Origin of the sequence: Pseudofrankia sp. DC12, assembly GCF_000966285.1 — a bacterium.
GTDB lineage: Bacteria > Actinomycetota > Actinomycetes > Frankiales > Frankiaceae > Pseudofrankia.
In genome coordinates, this window is the sequence record NZ_KQ031391.1 from 6,201,439 (window position 1) to 6,222,409 (window position 20,971).

17 protein-coding genes are annotated in these 20,971 nt (G+C 74.5%); 8 read left to right on the forward strand and 9 right to left on the reverse strand.

Features of this window, described 5'->3' with window-relative positions; translation table 11 throughout:
- Positions 1-416 precede the first annotated feature (416 nt).
- Together FRADC12_RS28740 and FRADC12_RS25090 are read left to right on the forward strand one after the other, a co-directional pair.
- On the forward strand, positions 417-1,454 hold the full coding sequence (locus FRADC12_RS28740) for a general stress protein (protein WP_052711150.1): 1,038 nt from the start codon (positions 417-419) through the stop codon (positions 1,452-1,454).
- A 259-nt stretch (positions 1,455-1,713) separates the two neighbouring features.
- Positions 1,714-2,541 (forward strand): alpha/beta fold hydrolase, encoded by an 828-nt coding sequence (locus FRADC12_RS25090; RefSeq protein WP_232304028.1) that lies wholly within the window; start codon positions 1,714-1,716, stop codon positions 2,539-2,541.
- A gap of 78 nt (positions 2,542-2,619) precedes the next feature.
- On the opposite strand, the gene FRADC12_RS31765 is transcribed toward FRADC12_RS25090, so the two are convergent.
- From FRADC12_RS31765 to FRADC12_RS25110, 4 genes are all read right to left on the reverse strand, one after another.
- Complete coding sequence (locus FRADC12_RS31765) at positions 2,620-2,775, reverse strand: hypothetical protein (protein WP_157489028.1); 156 nt, start codon at positions 2,773-2,775, stop codon at positions 2,620-2,622.
- A 265-nt stretch (positions 2,776-3,040) separates the two neighbouring features.
- A complete protein-coding gene (gene shc, locus FRADC12_RS25100; protein ID WP_232304029.1) occupies positions 3,041-5,383 on the reverse strand; it encodes a squalene--hopene cyclase in 2,343 nt (780 codons plus the stop codon).
- Between the two features lie 258 nt (positions 5,384-5,641).
- Positions 5,642-6,577, reverse strand: a complete 936-nt coding sequence (locus tag FRADC12_RS25105; protein WP_084011175.1) for a TetR/AcrR family transcriptional regulator — start codon at positions 6,575-6,577, stop codon at positions 5,642-5,644.
- A gap of 425 nt (positions 6,578-7,002) precedes the next feature.
- Positions 7,003-8,181 carry a Kelch repeat-containing protein gene (locus tag FRADC12_RS25110; protein WP_045878477.1) on the reverse strand — a complete coding sequence of 393 codons (1,179 nt, stop codon included), beginning with the start codon at positions 8,179-8,181 and terminating at the stop codon, positions 7,003-7,005.
- A gap of 324 nt (positions 8,182-8,505) precedes the next feature.
- On the opposite strand from FRADC12_RS25110, the gene FRADC12_RS25115 reads away from it, so the two are divergent.
- Positions 8,506-9,300: a DUF732 domain-containing protein gene (locus tag FRADC12_RS25115; RefSeq protein ID WP_045878478.1), complete on the forward strand. Its 795-nt coding sequence runs from the start codon at positions 8,506-8,508 to the stop codon at positions 9,298-9,300.
- Between the two features lie 51 nt (positions 9,301-9,351).
- Here the strand turns inward: FRADC12_RS25115 and FRADC12_RS25120 are convergent, their stop codons facing one another.
- Positions 9,352-10,287, reverse strand: a complete 936-nt coding sequence (locus tag FRADC12_RS25120) for a hypothetical protein (RefSeq protein ID WP_045878479.1) — start codon at positions 10,285-10,287, stop codon at positions 9,352-9,354.
- Between the two features lie 482 nt (positions 10,288-10,769).
- On the opposite strand from FRADC12_RS25120, the gene FRADC12_RS25125 reads away from it, so the two are divergent.
- Positions 10,770-11,006 (forward strand): hotdog family protein, encoded by a 237-nt coding sequence (locus FRADC12_RS25125; protein ID WP_045878480.1) that lies wholly within the window; start codon positions 10,770-10,772, stop codon positions 11,004-11,006.
- A 14-nt stretch (positions 11,007-11,020) separates the two neighbouring features.
- On the opposite strand, the gene FRADC12_RS25130 is transcribed toward FRADC12_RS25125, so the two are convergent.
- Complete coding sequence (locus tag FRADC12_RS25130) at positions 11,021-11,611, reverse strand: MarR family winged helix-turn-helix transcriptional regulator (protein WP_052711151.1); 591 nt, start codon at positions 11,609-11,611, stop codon at positions 11,021-11,023.
- 484 nt (positions 11,612-12,095) lie between these two features.
- Here FRADC12_RS25130 and FRADC12_RS25135 point away from each other — a divergent pair, with 484 nt between their 5' ends.
- A complete protein-coding gene (locus FRADC12_RS25135) occupies positions 12,096-12,992 on the forward strand; it encodes an undecaprenyl-diphosphate phosphatase (protein WP_045878481.1) in 897 nt (298 codons plus the stop codon).
- A 354-nt stretch (positions 12,993-13,346) separates the two neighbouring features.
- On the opposite strand, the gene FRADC12_RS25140 is transcribed toward FRADC12_RS25135, so the two are convergent.
- Complete coding sequence (locus FRADC12_RS25140; RefSeq protein WP_045878482.1) at positions 13,347-14,543, reverse strand: serine/threonine-protein kinase; 1,197 nt, start codon at positions 14,541-14,543, stop codon at positions 13,347-13,349.
- Between the two features lie 368 nt (positions 14,544-14,911).
- On the opposite strand from FRADC12_RS25140, the gene FRADC12_RS25145 reads away from it, so the two are divergent.
- On the forward strand, positions 14,912-15,883 hold the full coding sequence (locus tag FRADC12_RS25145) for a WYL domain-containing protein (protein WP_045880201.1): 972 nt from the start codon (positions 14,912-14,914) through the stop codon (positions 15,881-15,883).
- 44 nt (positions 15,884-15,927) lie between these two features.
- Here the strand turns inward: FRADC12_RS25145 and FRADC12_RS25150 are convergent, their stop codons facing one another.
- On the reverse strand, positions 15,928-16,596 hold the full coding sequence (locus tag FRADC12_RS25150) for a TetR/AcrR family transcriptional regulator (RefSeq protein ID WP_045878483.1): 669 nt from the start codon (positions 16,594-16,596) through the stop codon (positions 15,928-15,930).
- Positions 16,597-16,713: 117 nt separating this feature from the next.
- On the reverse strand, positions 16,714-17,490 hold the full coding sequence (locus tag FRADC12_RS25155; RefSeq protein WP_045878484.1) for a pirin family protein: 777 nt from the start codon (positions 17,488-17,490) through the stop codon (positions 16,714-16,716).
- Between the two features lie 308 nt (positions 17,491-17,798).
- Between FRADC12_RS25155 and FRADC12_RS33500 the strand changes: the two genes are divergently transcribed.
- Together FRADC12_RS33500 and hypF are read left to right on the forward strand one after the other, a co-directional pair.
- Positions 17,799-17,951, forward strand: a complete 153-nt coding sequence (locus FRADC12_RS33500; RefSeq protein ID WP_232304030.1) for a hypothetical protein — start codon at positions 17,799-17,801, stop codon at positions 17,949-17,951.
- A complete protein-coding gene (hypF, locus tag FRADC12_RS25160; RefSeq protein ID WP_232304196.1) occupies positions 17,944-20,292 on the forward strand; it encodes a carbamoyltransferase HypF in 2,349 nt (782 codons plus the stop codon). The genes FRADC12_RS33500 and hypF overlap by 8 nt, the downstream gene beginning before the upstream one ends.
- Positions 20,293-20,971: the final 679 nt, after the last annotated feature.

The window sequence follows — 20,971 nt, forward strand, 5'->3', positions numbered from 1 at the left end:
CCGGTGCTCAGGCGGCCCGTCGTGGGCAGACCTCGGTGCCATGAGCGGTGGCGCCGCGCGGGTGGGCCGTCCCGCCGCGTGATCCAAGCCTAGGCAGCACGCCCACCAATCCCGTCATACGTCGCCAGCGAGACCACACCGCGCGTCGCGAGAGAACCCGCCGGTCCGCCAGGGCCGCCAGGGGGAGTCATCCCCATTGGTCACGGTTCTGGCCCCGCGCGGCCACCCGGGATGAGTCGGAGGACAGCTGCCGGCGGGCCGCGGGCGCGGGCGCCCGGCCCGGATGCCGGTTGGTGCAGGTCGCCGGGGGGACCTCAACCTGGTGGCCTCACTTCCGGGCTCGGGCGGGCATCGGAGCCGGTGAGGCGCCCAGCAGGCGGCCACGGAGGATGGCCCGACGCAGAGGCGGTGGCCAGATGGGATGGCGTGAGATCCTGGGCCTTCCGACGGACCGGCGTACGACCGGCCGGGCTGGGGACTCCAGCGGCGGCTGGCGGGCGGGGCCTCGGGGGGCGGGCGGCACCGGCTGGGGGAACGGCCGGGAACACGCGAGCGGTCCGGTGTTCCGGCCGGGCGACGTGGACGAGTCGCCGGACCGGGGCCCGGCGAGCCACGGCACGCTCGACGAGCCCGCGGGCCGCCCGGCGCGCCCGGGCCGGCGCGCGGAACCGGTCCGCACCGCCGGGCCGGCCGAGGGATTCCGCGACCCGGCGGCGCCGGTTCGCTCCGCCGGGCCGACCGAGTGGGCCGGCAGGTCTGCGGGCGACCGGGAGCTCGCCGACGGCCGGGAGCCGGCGCGCGGCCGGGAGCCCGGCGGGCCGGGTGACCTGTCAGCGGCAGAACGGCCGGTCGCCCGGTCCGGCGGCGTCCCGGCGAGCGGGCGCGAGCTGGCCTGGCGGTTCCCGCCGCAGCAGGTGGTGGCCTCCTACGAGACCCACGGCCAGGCCGCCCGGGCCGTCGACCACCTGGCTGACCAGCGCTTCCCGGTCGAGCGGACCGCGATCGTCGGCCGCGGTCTGACGAGCGTCGAGTCGATCGGACGGATGTCGTGGCGGGACTCGACGCTGCGCACCGTAGGTGGCTGGGCGTTGGCCGGGGCGCTGCTCGGCTGGCTGCTGGGCCTGCTCGACTGGGCCAGCCCACTGCGGGCGGCGTTCTCGCTGGCACTGTGGGGTCTGCTGTTCGGCGGTGTTCTGGGCCTGGCCGGCGGCCTGCTGGCGCGCGCCTTCTACGGCGGCGGGCATCCGAGCCGGGTGACGCACAGCCAGACCTACCGGGCCGACAGCTACGACCTGCTCGTCGACACGGAGGTCGCCGAACGGGCCAGAAGCACGCTCGCCCTGGGCGGCTTCCCGGTGACGGGCGCGGTCCGCCAGGACGCGGCCGTCTCCGGTGGGCTGCGGGTCGGCGACCCGAACGAGCCCGGGCGGGCGGGGGCGAGCCGCCGGTCCTGACGGGGGTGCGTCCACGGGCGTTGGTCGCCTGTTTTCTTCGCCGCTGCGGCGTTGCCCGGGCGACGTTCATGCTGCTGCCGTAGGTAGTTGTTCCGTGGGCATACCTACACATGTTCGCGCGCCGGGCCGCCGGAGGGCTCGCACGCGCGGGACGGAGCAGGCGAGGACGGCGGGGTCGGCGTCGGACCCCTGGGAGCGCCATCGCCAGGAGCTGCCCTGGGGGCGGCCCGACCTCGAGCACCAGTGGCGCCTACTGGACATGCCCGACGAGATGCTGCCGTGGTGCCACGAGGTCCGGGCGCTGCGCCGGGCCGACGCGCTGCTGCGGGCGGCGCACTTCCGCGGCGCGGACGGCGCCGACGGCGATCCGGTGGTGTTCGTGCCCGGCTGGTCGTCGACACCGTACAGCTGGCGGCACGTGATCCCGGCGCTGGCCGCGACCAACCCGGTCTGGTACTTCGAGACGAGGGAGAAGGCGTCGTCGCGGCTGCGGCACGGCGACCGGCTCACGGTCGCGGACATGGCGGCGGACCTGCGTGACTTCGTCCGTCAGTCGGTGCCCGCCGGCCGTTACGGCATCGTCGCCGCGTCGGCCAGCGCGGTCCTGGTCCTGCATGCCTTCGCCGAGCTCGACCCGCCGCCGGCCTGGGTCGTGCTGGTGCAGCCGCACATCCACCTGCCAGTCCCGGCCGCCGTCCAGCTGCTGCGGCTGTGGCCGGCCCGGCGGCTGGAGGTCTTCCGCCTGCTGATGCTGCCGGCGGCGCGGCGCGCGCACCAGCGCCGCGCCGGTGAGTCGCTCGGCGGCTTCTACAAGGTCCTGGGCAGCGCCGACATGGCGAAGCTGCGACGGTCGCTGTTCACCTGGCGGAACTACCCGGGCCTCGACCTGGACTCGCTGTCGGCGGTGACCTGCCCGAGCCTGGTGGTCGGCGTCTCCGGCGACCGGCTGCACTCGGACACGGCGGCGCGGCGGATCGCGCGCCGGCTGCCGGCCGGCGCCTACCTGGACGGGCCCACCTTCGCCTGGACCCACACCAGGACCATGGCCGAGACGATCGTGAACTGGGCTCGCACCGCGGTGGCCTGACCAGGCGGGGAGCGGCCGTCAGGGCGTGTCGGTGGCCTGGCCCCGGCCGACGCCCGGCGCATATATCTCCAGATAATTTCACGTTCGAGCGATGGCGTCCGCTGGCGCGGGGGAGGCGGGGCGTGGCCCGGCGCCCAGCACGTGGCGGCCGTTGAGCAGCGGTACCACCGCGGCCGACGGGCGTAGCGCGCTCGGCGCCGCGGCCTCGGCCGGCGCGCTCGACCTGCTGGTCACCGACGTGATCATGCCGCGGATGAACGGGCGGCAGCTTGCCGACTGGCTGCGCGCCACCCGCCCCGACCTGCCGGTCCTGTACGTCTGCGCCTACCCGCGGGGCCTGGTCAGCCCGAACCGGCCCGCCGGGCCCGACGGCGCCTATCTGGAGAAGCCGTACACGCCGTCGCTGCTCACCGCGAAGGTCAGCCTGCTGCTCTCCGCCACCCGGCCTGGCGGGTCGCACCGTCCTGGGGACGCCTCCCCGACGGGTACCCCCGCGGGGTCAGTGGCCCGCCGGCCTGCTGCCCTCGCCGGCCAGGGCCGCCTCGTAGCGGCCGAGCGCCATGACCGGCCAGACCAGCCGGTACAGGTGGTAGTTGATGTAGAAGTAGCCGGCGAAGCCGGTTCCGGTGAAGTAGTCCTCGTCCCAGCTGCCCTCGGCGGTCTGGGTCTCGGCGAGCCAGGCGACGCCGCGCGCCGCGGCCTCCCCCTTCGCGCCGGCGCCGACCCGGTCGGCCGCGATGAGCGCGAGCAGCGCCCAGGCGGTCTGCGAGGCGGTGGAGACGCCCACCCCGGCGGTCGACATGTCGTCGTAGGAGTAGCAGGACTCGCCCCAGCCGCCGTCCGCGTTCTGCTTGGCGACCAGCCAGTCCGCCGCCCGCTGGATCGCCGGGTGCGACGCGGGCAGGCCGGCCGCCCGCAGCGCTGGGACCACCCCGCCCGTGCCGTACAGGTGGTTGACCCCCCACCGGCCGTACCACGAGCCGTCGGCCTCCTGCGCGTGCAGCAGCCACTCGACGCCCCGCTTCGTGCGCGGGTCGTCGCCCAGGCCCAGCTCGCCGAGCAGCTCGACGACGTGCGCGGTGACGTCCGCCGACGGCGGGTCGGTGAGCATCCCGAAGTCCGCGAACGGGATCTTGTAGACGAGCTCACCGGCGTTGTCCACGTCGAACGCGCCCCAGCCGCCGTCGGCGCACTGCATGCCGAAGACCCACTGCAGGCCGCGGTAGGTGGCCGCCAGCACCTTCTCCGGGCGCGGGTGGGCGACCCGCATGAGCGCCAGCATCACCTCGGCGGAGTCGTCGACGTCCGGATAGGTGTCGTTCTCGAACTCGAACGCCCAGCCGCCGGTCGGCACGTCCGGGATCGGCACCGACCAGTCGCCGCGCCGGTCGCGGACCTCCTGGCCGAGCATCCAGTCCGCCGCCCTGACCAGGCTCGGGTCGTCGCGGGAGACCCCGGCGTCGGCCAGCGCGATCGTCGCCAGACAGGTGTCCCAGACCGGCGACTGGCAGGCCTCCTGCATCCGGCCGCCGTCCGGCAGGGTGACGCTGTACTCGTCGAGGGAGCGCAGCGCGGCCGTCATGACCGGGTGGTCGACCGGGTAGCCGAGCACCCGCAGCGCCATGATCGAGTAGACGGTCGGCGGCTGGATCCCGCCGAAGCAGCCGTCCGCCTCCTGGCGCACGACGATCCAGCGCTCCGCCAGGCCCAGCGCGAGGGCACGCACCGGCTTGATCGGGTGCCGGTGGTAGACGTGCAGGAACCGGTCGATCCCGCCGAACAGCAGGGCCCAGCTGACGTGGTCCAGGGCGGCCTGCCGCAGCGCACGGCGGGTCCGGAACCCCGCCCGGGCGATCAGGCGCGCGGGCAGCGGCAGGCCCGGTCCGCCGCCGTCCTTGGCCCGGCCCATGACGTCGGGCACCGAGGGCTGGCCCTTCCCGCGCCGGCCCCCCTTCGCCCTGCCCTCGGCCGGCCTGGCGGGCCCGATGGCGAGCGCGGCCGGCTGCCGCAGGGTGTCGCTGCCGGGGGCCGGCTCGGTGAACAGGTCGTCGACGGAGGCGTCCCGCCACGCGGTCGGCGCGCCGGGGCGGCCAGGCTTGTCCTTCGCCTTCCTCTTCTTGGCGGCCGGCGGCGGGAACAGCTCGGCGATCGGGAACGGTGGCGTCCCGGCCGGGCGGTGTGCCATGAGCACCATGATCGCCACGATCGTCTGGCGGCCCCAGGAGGCGAACTTGTAGATCGACAGCGGCATCCGGGCCGGCACGAAGATCAGTTCGGGCGGCAGCACGGGAAGGTCCTCCCAGCGCCACCAGCCGAACAGCGCCAGCCAGATCCTGGTGAAGATCCGGGTCGCGGGCACGCCGCCGCGGGCTCGGGCCCAGGCGGCGGCCGCGCGCATGTGCGGGTCCTGCGGGCTGTCACCGACCATCCGCAGCGCCACGTACGACTCGACGGTGGCGTTCAGGTCGCCGGGGCCGGCGTGGTAGATCGGCCAGGACCCGTCGGCGTACTGCTTGGACCGGATGAAGCGGGCGGTGCGCTCGGCCTGCTCGGGGTTCCAGATGCCGAGCCAGTGGCGCAGCATCAGGTCCTCGGAGTCCATCGTCGTGTTGGTCTCGAGGTCGCCCTTCCACCAGCCGGCCTCGTCCTGCAACGACCTCAGGTGGGCGGCCGCCCGCGCGAGCGGGCTGTCAGCGGCCGGGGCCGTCGTCGGCGCCGGGCTCGTCGGCACCTCGACCGCGGCCGTGCGCGAGACGAGGTCGTCGGCAGCGCCGCGGGGCGCCGGGGCGAAGGCCGCTTTCGGGGACCCGGCGGCGAGTGCCGTCTCGTCAGTGGTGGTCACGGGAATGCCCTTTCTCCGCGTGCGCGGCGTTGCGAACGGCGATGAGGTGACATAGCACGAAATGACGGTCGGGCAACGGCCGGCGGCTACCGCGGGCCGGGTCGGGGCTGGGGACCAGCCGGGCTGTCCACGCCGCGACGGGGACGGCGCCGCGGCGTCTGGACGCCCCTCTGGAGCCGAGATCGCGAGCGTGGTCACGGTCGCGGGCCGGTCAGGCGGCGTGGGCCTTGTGACGGTTGCTTGGCCCGGCCGGGCGACTCAGTCGTCAGCGGGAGAAGGTGGACCGGTTGGCTGGCCGGAGTACGGCGCCACCGGCGGGGGTCCGGCCGTGCGGGCCGGTGTCGGGTTCGGAGGCGGCGCGGCTACGCCTGGCGGGCTGTCGGCGGGGACAAGCTGGTCGACGCAGTACTCGACAATCGCGAGCATCTCGTCGAGATCGTGGTCGCCGCGGGCGAACCAGGCCCGGATGCCGACCTGCACGGCGGCGAGGAAGGCCGCGGCGGTCAGCTGCGGGCGCAGGTCGACGCCACCGGGCGTCGGGCCGCCCGGAGCCGGGAACCGGGGCCGGATGGCGGTGGCGAGCCGGTCGCCGAGGCGCATCATCCGCGCCAGCATCGCGGCGCTGACCGCGGGGGCCGCCTCGGCACTGAGCAGGTGCTCGACATAGCCGCGGAACGCCGCCGGCCTCGGGGCCATCGCGACCCAGGCATCCAGCGTGGCGGCGCGCAGCGCCGCGAGCGGCGGCTCGCCGCCCGGCCGGCGGCCGAGCGCGGCCAGGGCCAGCTCGCCGACCTCGTCGAGCGGGGCGAGCGCGACCTCCTCCTTGGTGGCGAAGTACCGGAAGAAGGTCCGCACCGACACGTCGGCGCCCGCGGCGATCGCCTCGATCGTGGTCGCGTCGTAGCCGTGCTCGGTGAACAGCGCGTGCGCCGTCTCGACGATCGTCTGGCGGGTGCGCAGCTTCTTGCGCTCCCGCAGGCCGCCCGCGGCGGCGTCGGCCTCGTCGATGGGGTCGCCGCCGTGGGCGGCGTCGCCGTGGGGGGCGTCGAGACCGGGGCCGGCCGCGAGCGTGGGGCGCTCCGGGCCGCCGTGGCGGCCGAGTGGCCGAAGCACCGGCGCACCGACGGCCGCGGTGGCGCTCAGGCCGGCCAGCAGGCGGCGCGCGGCCGTTCCCTTGGCTGTGCCGGTCGTCATGGTCCCTCCCCGGAGGCGGACGGTCGGGCCGTCCGCGCGATCCGAGGAGATCGTATGACAAGGAATGGCAGATGGCACTAGCTGCCACTTTTTTGACAGTCCTGGTGGGCCGGGCGAATCGGGTCGCGTTTAGTGGTAACGCCGCGAACGGGATGAGGCTACGACGGGTCGCCAGAAGTGATCGCGTGGCCGAGCGAAGGCCGCTTGTGTGGCTAAGCGTGCGCCTTCGGCTTCCATCGGTCCGCTGTGGCTGAATGACGGTGGCTCTCGCGGAGGCTGCCGGTTGGCCGTCGCGGCGCCGCCCGGGAGCCGACGGATGCCCGGCGGCCCCGGGGCACGGGTGTGCCGATCAGGCATGTGCTTGCCGCGCAGGGCTCGGCCCCCTTCCACGCCCGGCGCGGAAGGGGGCCGACAGTCGTCGCCGCCTACTGCGGTGTGAGTTCGGTGACGCCGTCCGAGACCTTCTTCGAGACCTCGCCGCCCACCAGGTAGGCGTTGTTGCCCGTCGCCGCCGCGGCTCCGTTCTCCACGCCCTCCGGCAGGCTGCCGGCGTCGCTGACGGTGTTGGTGGCCGGGTCGAACTTGTAGATCTTCGGCTGTGCCTGGCCGCCGGACTGCCCGCCGGCGAGATAGGTGGTGCCGCCGAGGGTGAACGCCGAGGCGTCCGTCAGGTCCGCCGGCAGCTTGCCGACCGTCCGGGTCTTGCCCGTGGCCGGGTCGAACTGCTGGATGGCGTCCGACGGGCCGTCCGAGGCCTCACCGCCGAACACGGTGACCTTCTCGTCGTTGCCGGTGCCGGTCGTGGCGACGGCCGGGTTGCGGACCGGCTTGTCGAGCTTGCCGACGGTCTGGAAGGTCTTGCCGTCGTCGGTGGACCAGATGTCGCCCTGCGCCGACTTGCCGTCGTCGCCGCCGGCCAGGTAGGTCTTGCCGTTGGCCGTGGTGGCGCCGAGGTTCTCCCGCGGCGCCGGGAGCTTGCCGACGTCCTGGCTGGTCCCGCCCGAGTAGGTCTGGATGGTGTCGGTCACGCCGCTGGCGTCGTCGGAGCCCTTGGTGTTGCCGCCGTAGACGGTCGCGGTGCCGTTGACGACCGAGCTCGCGGCGTTCGCGACCGGGGTGTGCAGGGTGCCGGCCGAGGTGGCCGTCTTGGCGATCGGGTCGATCGAGGTGACCTGGTCGGTGGCCTTGCCGCCCGAGTCCTGACCGCCCAGGGCGAGCACCTTGCCGTTGTCGGCGACCGCCGTGGCGCCGGTGACGCCGCTCGGCAGCTTGTACGGCGCGGCGACGGCGGTCAGGTTCTTGCCGACGGCACCCGGGCTCGCGCTCCCGGTCCCGGTCGCGCTGCCGGTCGCGCTGGGCGAGCCGCTGCCCTCGGTGCCGGACGCGGTCGATCCCGGTGACGCGGTGGCGCTCCCGGTCGGCAGCGTTGTCGTCGGGACGGTCGGGCCGGTCGTCAGGAGCGCCTGCGCCGACGCGGGCGACTGGTCGCTGGAGCAGCCGGTCACCAGCGCGGCCGTCAGCAGGCAGCTGGCGGCGGCGGACGTCGCAAGGGCCGCCGGCCCGCGTCGGGGCCGGCGGGGCGATGATCCATTGCGTCTGTTCACGTCGGCATACTCACTCAGCGTGACGGGTGTGACGAGTCGACCATGAGACCGCCCGGCGTGGCGGCGTGACGGCGGGTGCCCGGGGGCTCGCCTGGCGCCTGGCTCGTGGGGCCGCCCGGCTCCCTCGGTGTTGTCCACTATGTTGGCCGGCCGCTGGCGGCGCAGATGATCAGTCTGCCCGTCCGGCAGGCGACACCGCTGGCGCCGGCCGGGCGAACCTGGGCGATGATGGCGATATCCCATTCGTTCGTGGGCGGTGCGGGCGCGGCCTCGGTTCTCGCGCCTCGGTCTCCGCGCCGCCCGCAGTGCTGTGGAGGCGCGGCCATGCTGCCTTGGAGGCTGGCGGCGCGGGCCGCCGCGGGAGTGCTCACCGGGTCACTCGCGCTGGTCGTCGCCGGCTGCGGCCCGAACATCGAGAACGACCTGCCGCCGGCACCGACCGCGACCGCCGCGCCGACCGGCCCGGCGAGCGCGGCGCCGAGCGCGAGCCCGTCGTTACCGCCGGGCGACCGGGCCTTCCTGCGGCAGCTGGCCGCGACCCTGCCCGGGCTGCGTGCCGACGACGACTGGAAGATCCAGCAGGCGACCTGGGCCTGCCTGGAGCTCGACTCGGGAATGACGCTGCGCGGGGCCGCGACCACGTCCGCGCTGGTGGCGGACGAGAAGCTCACCGTCGTCGACGCGACGAAGCTCGTCCGCGCCGCCGTGCCCAACTACTGCCCCCGGCACACCGGCGAGCTGGCCTTCGACGGCAACGCCCCGCTTGACCAGACCCTGGACGCCAACGGCCAGGGCGCCTGCTTCTGGCTCGACTATGCCCAGGAGCTGTCCAACGGCGGGAAGCGGGTCGGCGACATCGACCTCGCCTACGCCGTGTTCGCCGCGGGCGCGAGCGCCAAGCGGGCGTCGCCCGACGACTTCCGCGCCGCCTGGCTGGCCATGACCAGCGACATCAGCACCCCGCAGGGCATCGCCGACCGTGAGACGCTGTGCGGGCAGCACGGCTGGCCCAGCGGGCTCGCCGGCACCATCGGCGGCGGCGGTTCTGGCTCCAGCGGCGGCGGCACCGGCCCGATCGGCGGCCCGGGGTCCGGCGGAAGCACCGGCCAGCCGGCCTGACCGGAGACCCGGCGCCGCGTGGGCGGGGGCGGGTCTCGGGACGAGCGGCCGTCAGTCCAGCGGTGACGTCGAGAGGTCCAGCGACGTCGCCTGGAAGATCGGCGTCCCCACCGGGCCGCGCCGGCCACTCGGCCCGGTGGCGACCGGCGCGTGACCGGGGTCGAACGTCGCGAACACCCGCGGCCAGCCGGCCGACGTGAGCTCTACCAGCAGCCGCCGGGTCGACGCGCGGTTCCACAGCGCCGCTATCCCGTCGCCCAGCTCGTCGAAGCCCTCGCGCTGCCAGGTCGCGTCCAGCAGCACGGCGAACGACGAGTAGAGCATCGCCTGCCGGGTCTCGGCCGCGGCGATCTTGGGCGGGACGCCGTCGTGGCCGCGGATGCCGCTGCTCGCGGCGGTGTCCGCGGCATTGGCCGGGTCGAGCAGCGCGAGCCGGCGGGCCTCGTCGACGTAGGTCGGGACCGCGCCCAGTGACGTGCTCACCCAGCGGTAGCGGCCGACCGTGGCCCAGGTCAGCCCGCTGGTCAGGTCGTAGTCGGGCGACCGGGCCAGCCAGCCGCGGATCAGGTCGGCCCGGCGCGAGAACGAGCGGTTGAGGTTGTCGTGCTGGCTGTACTCGCGCAGCTGGCGGGTCACCCCGAGCAGCTCGTGGAACAGGGCGGCGTCCGTCGGCGCGGTCTCGGTGAGGTAGCGCAGCCGCCCCATCAGCGTCAGCAGCGTCTCGGCGTCGGCGCTGTCGGTCGAGCCGCGCCGGGCCTCCCGCCAGGCCTCCGTCACCCGGCGGTGCATCGCCTGGACGAGGCCGACGCTGGCGACCGGCGGCAGGGCGGCACGCAGCTCGCGGTCGCGGCGACGCCAGGTGTCGAGGTCGATGCGGCCGTCGTAGGCCGCGCGCTGCAGATCACCGATCTCGTCGAGAAGTGGGACGGGCCATCCGAACAAATAGGCCGGCGGGGCCTTGACGAGTTCGCGAATGTCGTCGTCCACGCGTCACAGGATGAACCTGACCTCCCGGGCGCGCGACGGGTGGTACCCGGCCGTAACAGCCTGCCAACACGAAGGTGCACCGCCGTCAGCGCGGTGCGGCGCTGATCCGGCTCGCGGCCGGTCCCGACGACCATTGGTGACGGGCCGCACGGCCGGTCGGCGCCGGTGCGCACGGGCGCCCTCGGACGGGGACGGGCCGCCGGCCGGGGCACATACATTCGTGGAGGTAGCTGTTCCAGGTAGAGGTGGCCGGTCCGCCGGGCCAGGCGTCCCGGACGCGCGGCGGCCTCGACCTGTCCCGCGCGAAGGAGCCCACGTGCCCGCCCCCGCTCGCCGCCCGAACCGTCCCGCGAGCCCCGTGCCCACTCCCATGCCTGGCCTCGGGGCCGGCGCGCCGGGACGGGCGGCATGACCGCGGGCCGCGGCGGGCGGGCGGCGTCTCGTCTACGGCGGGCACACCATCGGCCTCGCGTTCGCCCCAGGTGACCCGGGCCCCGCCGTCGCTGGTCACCGTCGCCGGGTGGGCGGGCTGCGATCACACCGGCCCCGTCCACGAGGGCGACACGCTGCGCGGCGAGATCGTGGTCGAGGAGCTGTCGCCGCTGGCGGCGGGCGGCGGCCGCACGCGGCTGCGCACGCTGGTGCGCGCCGACGCCGAGACGCCGGGTGGCCAGGCCCGCGACGTGCTCGACTGGCGGTTCATCGCCGTGTTCCCCTGACCGAGGGCCCGTGGTCAGGCGGTGGGCGCGGAACTCTCGGTGAGGCCGGTGACGAGGCGGTGCAAGGCTGGCAGGGCGGCGCGGATCCGGCCCTGGTCGACGTCGGTGAGCCGGCCGAGGACGTGGACGACGGCGTCGTGCAGGCCGCGCTCGACGCCCTCGACCTCCCTGCGGGCCTCGTTGGAGAGGAAGAGCCGGGCGATCCGGCGGTCGCGGGGGTCACCGCGCCGCTCGACGAGGCCGGCGCCGACCAGGTCCGTGAGCAGGGTCGAGAGGTTGTGTGGGCGCATCGAGAGGGCCTCGGCGGCGACCCGCACCGAGATCCCCGGCTGGCCGGCCAGCAGCCGCAGCACCTGGACGTGGCGCGGGCGCAGCTTCGCGAACGCCGCCGGGGTGGCCGCCGGCTGCTGGGCGCCGACGGCCTGCCACAGCAGCCGGGCGGCGTCGACGACCTCGTCGGCGAGCTGCTCGGTGCGTCCGCCGCGGGTGGAGACGACAGTGGCCAGGTCGTTTGCGAGCCGTTCCGGGAAGGCGGCCGCGCCGGTCACCTGACGGCGGGTGCCCGGCGCCGTCGGGGCCGGCGCCGTCGGGGCCGGCGCGGTCATCTCGCCGGCCCGCCCGGCCTGCTGCGGCCGATGGCTCTGATGGTGGCGACGGGCCGGGAGGTGGACCGCTCGCCCGGGAGAGGTTCCCTGTGGTGTCCGCACATCACACAGCCTGTTCTATCGGAGTTTCCTCCGCATTCGCCTGCGGTTTCCCGAACGTACCGGTGGCCGGGGGCTTCGCGCACCAGCCGCACCGCGTGAGAACGCTCTCGGGCAAGAGTTAGTCTGAAAGCGGACTGGCTTCCGTATCTGGGGGGACTGATCCCGGTTCGTCGTTGTTCTGCCGATTCGCCACCGCCGCCGGCTGATGGACGCTGATGGGCTGCTTGCCGGCACCGCGACGGCGTCGACTACTGTCAGGCGCCGTGACCAGGTACGGAACGCGCTCGGGCGACGCTACCCACGCGCCAGCAGGCCCGCGCAGCCTCGCCAGCGCCGCCGCCGATGCCCCGGTGGCCCCCTCCGTCAGCCGGGCTGGCGCCGCGTGAACTGGTTCCAGGGCGGTGCCCTCGGCCTGGTCCAGGGGCTGACCGAGTTTCTTCCCGTCTCCTCCAGCGCGCACCTGCGGATCGCGGCCGCGCTCGCCGGCTGGGACGACCCCGGCGCGGCGTTCACCGCCGTGAGCCAGATCGGCACGGAGACCGCGGTCCTGCTCTACTTCCGCAAGGACATCGCCCGGATCGTGTCGGCCTGGGCCCGGTCGCTGCGGGACCCGAAGATGCGCGAGACGCTGGACGCCCGGATGGGCTGGCTCATCATCATCGGCTCGATCCCCGTCTGCCTGCTCGGGGTCACCCTCAAGAACACCATCGAAGGGCCGTTCCGGGACCTTCGGCTCATCGCGATGACGCTGATCGTGCTCGGCCTGATCCTCGGCGCCGCCGACCTGTACTCCTCGCAGGCCGGCCGGCGCGGCCGGCATGCGTTCCCGCGCCGGCGCAAGACGGTCGAGGACCTGACCGTCCGCGACGGGCTGATCTACGGCCTGTGCCAGTCGCTGGCTCTGGTACCGGGAGTTTCCCGCTCCGGCGCGACCGTCAGTGGTGGGCTGTTCCTCGGCTACACCCGTGAGGCCGCGGCGCGGTACTCGTTCCTGCTCGCGATCCCGGCCGTGCTCGCCTCCGGCCTGTTCGAGCTCAAGGACGTCCCGGGAAGCAACGTCGCGTGGGGACCGACCGTGCTCGCGACCGCGATCGCGTTCGTCGTCGGCTACTCGGCGATCGCCTGGTTCCTGCGTTACATCTCCACCAGGAGCTTCGCGCCGTTCGTCATCTACCGGGTCGCGCTGGGCATCCTGCTGCTGGCCCTGATCGTCAGCGGCCACCTCGACGCCCGCGCCGCTGAGACGACGACCGCCACACCCCCGCCCGCGGCCGGCTAGCCGTCGCCTCCGAGCAGGACGTCCGCCGTTCCGGTCCCCATGATCGCGGATTCGACCCTCCGATGGTCGTAGGCGGGTCCGTTCCATAACCCTCAGGACCCTGCTGGCTAATTCGGGAAAGCCTCGGGTGATCTAGAAGAGGTGCCCAGACATACGCCATATAAGGGACGCCGGAACGACCGCTCGCCCCCTGATCGGCGGCCAGTCCCGGCCGAGTCGTAGCTGCGTGTAATTGGCCAGCAGGATCCCTCAGCGGGCGAAAACGACGATCAAGGCGTTGCGGCGGCCCTGACCGGTCTGGCGCTGCAGGACGCCCAGTCGAGGTGCCGCGCTGGGGCCGGGTCCGGCCTGGTGTCAGGAGCGGTGGCGGCGCAGGTCGGGGAGCTTGCGGACCCAGGGGCGGGCCCGGTCCGCCAGGTCGGCCAGGCGGGCCACGGCGGACCGTGGGTCGGCGGGCTTCGGGGCCGCGGATCCACGAGCCGGCGCCACGGGAGCCGGTTTCTGCGGAACCACCCACGATGCCTGCGGTGCCGGTGGGGTTGCAGGATGTTGGGCCAAGGGCGGCGGTGGCGACGGCCGTCGGTGCGCGCTGGGCGGTGCGAGCGGGCGGAGGGCCGCGGTGCCGGTAGGGAGCCGCTGCGTGGCCTCGCCGTCCACCTCGGCGGGCGCGGGCGCGTCGGCCTCGACGGTCACGTCCATCAGGCCCAGCAGCAGCTCGCGGGCGGCCGGGCGGCCGGCGGGGTCCTTCGCGAGGGCGCGGACGACGACGGGGCGCAGCGCGGCGGGCAGGCCGGCGAGGTCGGGCGGGTCGTGCAGGACCCGCCGCAGCAGCTCCAGCAGGGGCGGCTCGCCGAACGGGGGGCGGCCGGTCGCGGCGAAGACCACGATCGCGCCCCAGGCGTGCACGTCGGTGGCGGTCGAGGCCGGCAGGTCGCGGGCCTGCTCGGGGGCCATGAAGACCGGCGTGCCGAGCCGGCCGACGGTGATGTTGGTGGCGTCCTCGAGCGGGCGGCAGATCCCGAAGTCGATCACCCGCCAGCCGGACCGGGACAGCATGATGTTGCCGGGCTTCAGGTCGCGGTGGACGACACCGGCCGCGTGGATCGCCGTCAGCGCCGAGGCGACCGAGACCGCGAGCCGTTCCAGCTCGGCCGGCGCCAGTGGGCCGCTCTGCTCGACCGCGGCGCCGAGCGTCGGGCCGTCGATGAACTCGGTCACCAGGTACGGGCGGGGCGCCTCGACGTCGACGTCGAGAACCTCTGCGGTGCAGAAACGGGCCACCCGCCGGGCCGCCCGTGCCTCGCGCCGGAACCGCTCCCGGAAGGCCGGCACCTGGGCGAGGTCCTCGTCGATCACCTTGAGCGCGACCAGCGGTCCGGCCTGGGCGCGCCCGGGGCGGTTCGTGGCCTCCGGGTCGACGTTCTCGGCGATCCGCCGGGCGAGGTAGACCGAGCTCATTCCGCCTTTTCCGAGCAGCCCCAGCACCCGGTACGGGCCGATCCGGCGCGGGTCACCCGGACCGATCGGCATCACGTCCGGCAGCGCGACCACCCCGTCCCAGCGACGTGACGCCAGGCGTCGCCTCGCGCGCCGGCTCCTTGCACGGATCTTCCTTCCCGGAAGGCTATCTCCCTGGCCGTCGCCGACGTAGGCCCGCTTACCCCTGGCCCTGCCACGGTCCCACTCCTGCGCCGGTAGACCATCACCTATTGCGGCCGGATACTGGCCACATTTGACGGCATGTTGGAGCGCGTGCCGGACCAGGACCGCCCCGCCTCGAGGAGACAGCCGTGCCCGACGAGCCCGCGGTACCCAACGAGCCAGGCCGGCCCGGCGGGCCGGATTCGCCCGGCGGGCCGGACGCGTTCGACGAGCCGGACGGCCGGGCCGGGGTGCCGGGCGCGTCGCCGAGCACGCGGATGCTCCGGCTGCTGGCGCTGCTGCAGACGCATCGGTACTGGCCGGGGGCCGAGCTCGCCGAGCGGCTGGCGGTGAGCGCGCGAACGCTGCGCCGGGACGTCGAGCGGCTGCGTGAGCTGGGCTACCCGGTGCGGGCCAGCCGGGGCGTGGCCGGCGGCTACCAGCTGAAGGCCGGTGCCGCGGTGCCGCCACTGCTGCTGGACGACGACGAGGCAGTGGCGATCATGGTCGGGCTGCGTGCGGCCGTCACCGGCTCGGTGGCCGGGATCGAGGAGGCCGCCGTGCGGGCGCTGGCGAAGGTCATCCAGGTGATCCCGCTGCGGCTGCGGCACCGGGCCGACGCGCTGGGCGCCTACACGGTGCCGGTGGCGGCCGCCGGCCCGCGCGTGGACGCGGCGCTGCTGACGGCGCTGGCGCTCGCGGCCCGGGCGGACGAGCAGGTGAGGTTCGGCTACACCGACCGGGAGGGCACCGCCAGCCGCCGCCGGGTCGAGCCGCACCGGCTGGTGTCGCTGGGCGGGCGCTGGTATCTCGTCGGTTTCGACGTCGACCGGGACGACTGGCGGACGTTCCGGCTGGACCGGATCGCCGGGCCGCCGGCGACCGGGCCGCGGTTTCGGCCGCGGGAGCTGCCGGGCGGCGACGCCGCGGCCTTCGTGCGCGCGGCCGTGCGGTCCGGGCCGTCCCGGACCCACCATCAGGTCGAGGTGCTCGTCAACGCGCCGGTGGAGGCGGTCGCCCGGGTGATCGGCCGCTGGGGCACGGCCGAGCCGGCCGGCGACGCGGAGCCGGGCCGCTGCCGGCTGCGGATGACCGCCGATGACCTGGCCTGGCCGGTGCTGATACTGACCCAGGTGGGTGCGCCGTTCACGGTGGTGGGGCCAGCGGTGTTCGCCGAGCACGTCCGCGCGGTCGGCCGGCTGTTCGCCGCGGCCTCCCGGTCCGTGCCCACGGGCGCGGCGGCCGGCTGAGCCGGTGTGGTGCCAACCCGGGCCAGCCAGGCGCGGCCCGGTGATCAGCGGCTGTGCGGGCGGTAGCAGGCCATGACCTGGGTGACCTGGGCTGGTTCCAGCGCCGAGGTCGGCAGCGGGCTGGGGGCGTCGCGGCTGGTGCGCAGGCCGTCGAGCATGATCCCCAGGAAACGGCGCCAGGACTCGGGGGCCACCTCGCGGGTGAAGTCCGCGACGGCTGTCAGCATCAGCTGGACCAGCCCGATGTCGGTGCCGGCGATGTCGGGCCGCAGCTGGCCGGCCAGCTGGGCCCGCTCGACGAGCGCGTAGAACAGCGGCCCGATCCGGTCCCGGTCGGCGGCGATCCGGGCCCGGCCGTGCGCCGTCGAGAAGACCAGTTCCTTGAGGCCCCGGTCGGCGACCTGGCGGGCAGTGGCCTGGTCGAGGAAGGACACCAGCCCGGTCCACGGGTCCTCGTCGCGCAGGCACTCCTCGGCGAGCTCGACGAGGTTGCCGATCCGGTCCTCGAACAGGGCCTCGATGAGCAGCTCCTTGGTCGGGAACCGCCGGTAGAACGTGCCGATGCCCACCCCGGACCGCCGGGCGATCTCGTCGGTCGTGACGTCGAGGCCCAGCTCGGCGAACGCCTCGGCGGCGCCCTCGAGAATCCGCCGGCGGTTGCGTTCGGCGTCCCGCCGCAGCGGCCGGCGCGCCGTGGCCGTCTGCTCCGTCACATCGCTGATCGTAACGGCCGGCCCTGGGCTGACACCGTCCGTTGGGCCGCCCGCCTCACAGGACGCGTCCGGCGCGCCCCGCGGCCGCCGGCCAGGTGCCGCGGGGCCGGCCGAGGATCAGGCGCGCACGGTGGCGTGCATCTCCCAGACGAGGATCTCGCTCGCCTCGGTCGCGGTGACGGTGTGGCCGCCGGTGGCGGTGAAGCGGGCGGCGTCGCCGTGGGCCAGGGTGCCCTCGCCCTCCAGGGCCACCGCGCCCTTCGGTACGAACAGGTGCAGGAACGGCGCGTCGGGCAGGGTCACGGTCCGGCCTGGCTCCAGGCGGGCGGCGTGCAGGGCGGCGTGCTTGTTGGAGATGCGGATCGCGGCCTGGTCGGCGTCCCGCTCCAGGCCGGAGGCGACCGTCACCAGCCCGCCCGCGAGCAGCTCGCCGTCGATCTCCAGCTGCTCGTAGCCGGGCTCGACGCCGGCCGTGTCCGGGAGGACCCACATCTGGACGAAGTGCACCGGCTCGGTGTGCTCGTCCGCGCCGGTCAGCCGCCAGGCGTCGTTCTTCTCCGAGTGCAGGATTCCGGTGCCGGCGCTCATCCGCTGGGCCAGGCCGGGGTAGATCACCCCCGAGGTGCCGATCGAGTCCTGGTGGACGAGCGCGCCCGCCATCACCCAGGTGACGATCTCCATGTCGCGGTGCGGGTGTGTCTCGAAGCCGGTGCCCGGCGCGACGATGTCGTCGTTGTTGACCAGCAGCAGGCCGTGGTGGGTGTTCGCCGGCTCGTAGTGGTGCCCGAACGAGAACGAGTGCTTGGAGTCGAGCCAGCCGGTCCGGGTCGCGAACCGGTCGTCCGCGCGCCGGATCTCGACGCCCGCCGCGCGGCTCGTGGTCGCAGCAGCCATGGTGGGCTGTCCGTCCTCTCTGGTCCGGTCTTCGTGGTCCGGTGTTCATGTTTCCGTCGTGTAGTTGCTGACGCAACTATCTAACAACAGGAGCCCGAGGTCATTCCCCGGGGCCTGGCGCAGATCTTGTAGTCCCCCGTCGCATCGCCAAGGCCGCCGAGCGCGCCCTGGTGTGTTGATCTCCGGCGGCCTCCGGTCACACGATCGGTCGGCTGGGAACGGGGCCCGGCCGGGAACCGCGTCGGCCCGGAAAGCGGAGCTGGGAACGGGGTCGGCTGGGAACCGCGTCGGCTGGGAACACTGTGGCCATGGCGAGCCAGACCGGGCCGGACATCGTGAGCGGCTCCACCACGCGCCGCGCGGCGGCGGACGACGCGGCGGCTGTCGTGCGGGTCTCGGTGGACGTCGACGGGATCGTGCAGGGGGTCGGCTTCCGTCCCTTTCGTCTACGCGCTGGCTAGCCGCCAGAACCTCGTCGGCGAGGTCGCCAACGGCCCGACCGGCGTGCACATCGAGGCGGCGGGAGCCCCGGCGGCCCTCAATGCGTTCCTGACCGCGCTGCGCGACGAGGCGCCGCCGCTCGCCGTCGTCGAGGAGATCGTGGTCCACCGCCGGCCCACCGGCGACCAGGTGACCGGCCCGCTGCCGGCCGGCGGGTTCCGGATCGCCGCCAGCGAGGCGACGGGCGCGCGGACCACCCTGGTGTCGGCGGACTGCGCCCCCTGCCCGAACTGCCTCGCCGAGCTCGCCGACCCGGCCGACCGCCGCTACCGCTACCCGTTCATCAACTGCACGAACTGCGGCCCGCGGTTCACGATCATCCGCGACGTCCCGTACGACCGGCCGGCGACGACGATGGCCGGGTTTGTGATGTGCCCCGCCTGCGCCGCCGAGTACCACGACCCTGACGACCGCCGGTTCCACGCTCAGCCGGTCTGCTGCCCCGCCTGCGGGCCGCGGCTGCGCCTGCTCGACCGGGCCGGCCGGCCGGTCGGTGGCGATCCGGTCGAGCGGGCCGCGGACCTGCTGCGGACGGGCGCGGTGCTGGCGATGAAGGGCCTGGGCGGCTACCACCTGGCCGTGGACGCGCGGGCCGAGACCGCCGCGGCGACGCTGCGGGGCCGTAAGCGGCGCGCGGACAAGCCGTTCGCGGTGATGGTCGCGGACCTGGCCGCGGCCCGGGAGCTGTGCGCCACCGGTCCGCTGGCCGAGCGCCTGCTCACCGGGCGGCGCCGGCCGATCGTGCTGCTCGACGCGCGGCCCGGCGCGGGCGGGGTCGCCCCGTCGGTCGCGCCGGGGACGCGCCAGCTCGGGGTGATGACGCCGTACACGCCGGCGCACCACCTGCTGCTCGCCGCGTTCGGCGGTCCGCTGGTGCTGACCAGCGGGAACGTCTCCGACGAGCCGATCGTGTACCGCGACGACGAGGCCTTCGAGCGCCTCGGCGGGATCGCGGACTTCTTTCTCGTCCACGACCGGCGCATCCACATCCGCGCCGACGACTCGGTCGTCCACGCCGTCCCGGCCTGGCCGAGCGGGCGGCCATCGGGGGAGCGGCCATCTGGCGAGAAGGAGCAGGTGGTGCGCCGGGCCCGGGGGTATGCCCCGGAGCCACTCGGGATGGCGTGGGAGACGCCGCGGCCGGTCCTCGCCTGCGGGGCGGAGCTGAAGAGCACGTTCTGCCTGACGCGGGGCCGGTATGCGTTCGTCTCCCAGCACATCGGCGATTTGGAGAACTACGAGACCTTCCGCGCCTTCACCGCCGGCATCGCCCATTTCGAGCGGCTCCTCGACGTCCAGCCCGAGCTCATCGCCCATGACCTGCATCCCGAGTACCTGTCGACGAAGTACGCGCTGGACCGCGCCGCGGACAGTGGCTCAACCCTGGTCGGAGTACAGCATCATCACGCGCACATAGCGTCCTGCCTCGCGGACAACCGGCATCCCGGCCCCGTGCTCGGCCTGGCTTTCGACGGCCTCGGGTACGGTACCGACGGCACCCTGTGGGGCGGCGAGGTCCTGCTCGCCGACCTGACCGGCTTCGCCCGACTCGCCCACCTGGAGCCCGTCCCGATGCCCGGCGGCGCCGCGGCGATCCGCGCTCCCTGGCGGATGGCCGCCGCCTACCTAAGCGCGGCCGGCGCGCGCGCGGACCCGGCCGGGCTGGCGGTCCGCGAGCGGAACGCCGGGCAGTGGAGCTCGGTCGTCGCGCTGGCCGACCGGGGGGTCGCAGCGCCGTCGACGAGCAGCGCCGGCCGGCTGTTCGACGCCGTCGCCGCGATCCTCGACGTGCGCGACACGGTCAGCTACGAAGGCCAGGCCGCGATTGAGCTCGAACAGCTCGCCGACCCGGCCGAGCGGGGAACCCACCCGCTTCCGGCAATCATCGAGCCGGCTCCGCGGGTGTCCCGCGAATCGCGCTCCAGGGCGGGATGTCGGCCGGGCGAAGCCGGCTACGAGCGGACGGAGGCGGCGCCGTGGCGGATCCGTGGCGTCGAGCTCGTCGGCGCGGTCGTAGCCGACCTGCGCGCCGGTACCGACCGGGCCGTCGTCGCGGCCCGGTTCCACACGACCCTCGCCCGGACGGCCGTGACCCTCTGCGAACGCCTGGCCGAGCAGGCCGGCGTCCGCACGGTCGCCCTGTCCGGCGGTGTCTTCGCCAACCAGCGCCTGCTCACCGAGGTCGGCGCCGGCCTCACCGCCGCCGGCCTGACCGTCCTGACCCAGTCCCGCGTCCCCACCAACGACGGCGGCATCAGCCTCGGCCAGGCAGCCATCGCCGCGGCTCGCGGCCGGCACTGAGACCTCGTGACGCCGAGACAGGGGCCCGAGGTACGGCCACAGTGGGCCCACCCCGCGCACGGCCGGCGGGGTGACGGTGCGGGCGTTGGCCTGTCCGGTGGTGGGATCGGCGGCCCATACCTGATCACCAATCCGGATCTTGCCAATGGGTTTCGAGGTGCCATCGGCGAGGAGGACCGGTGTTTCGGGCGTGAAGCTCTCCCCGCATGCTCTCGCGGCTGTCCCTGCGGCTCTTTCTGCGCCCACACCTTCATCTGCGCCCCTTATCACCCTCCCGATCGCTCCGACCGCCTCGGCGCCTTCGATTTCCGGCGCTACCGGCGGGCGCCCAACGGCACGGCGACGCGCCCCGCTCCCGGGTCAGCGACACGACGGCACCGCCCCTCGCCCCGATCCCGAACGTTCCGGCGCGGCACTCGCGCGAGCCGGCTTTCGGGGTGCTCTTCTGCCCCTCTCCCTACGGTGAACCGGAGAAGTAGCCATGCGTGCCGACTGGGGCGCCCGACGCCCCGCCCACTCTTCCGCCCCTAACCTGTACACCGCGATCACACCCGTGCCCGCTCACCAGCCCGGCCAGCTGATATCAGACCCTGCGGTCTTCGGCCGCCGTCGACCGCGCGCACGTCCGCGCGGGAGCAGCGGCGGCGGGTTCACCGGCGTCAGCGCACCCGTCAGCGGG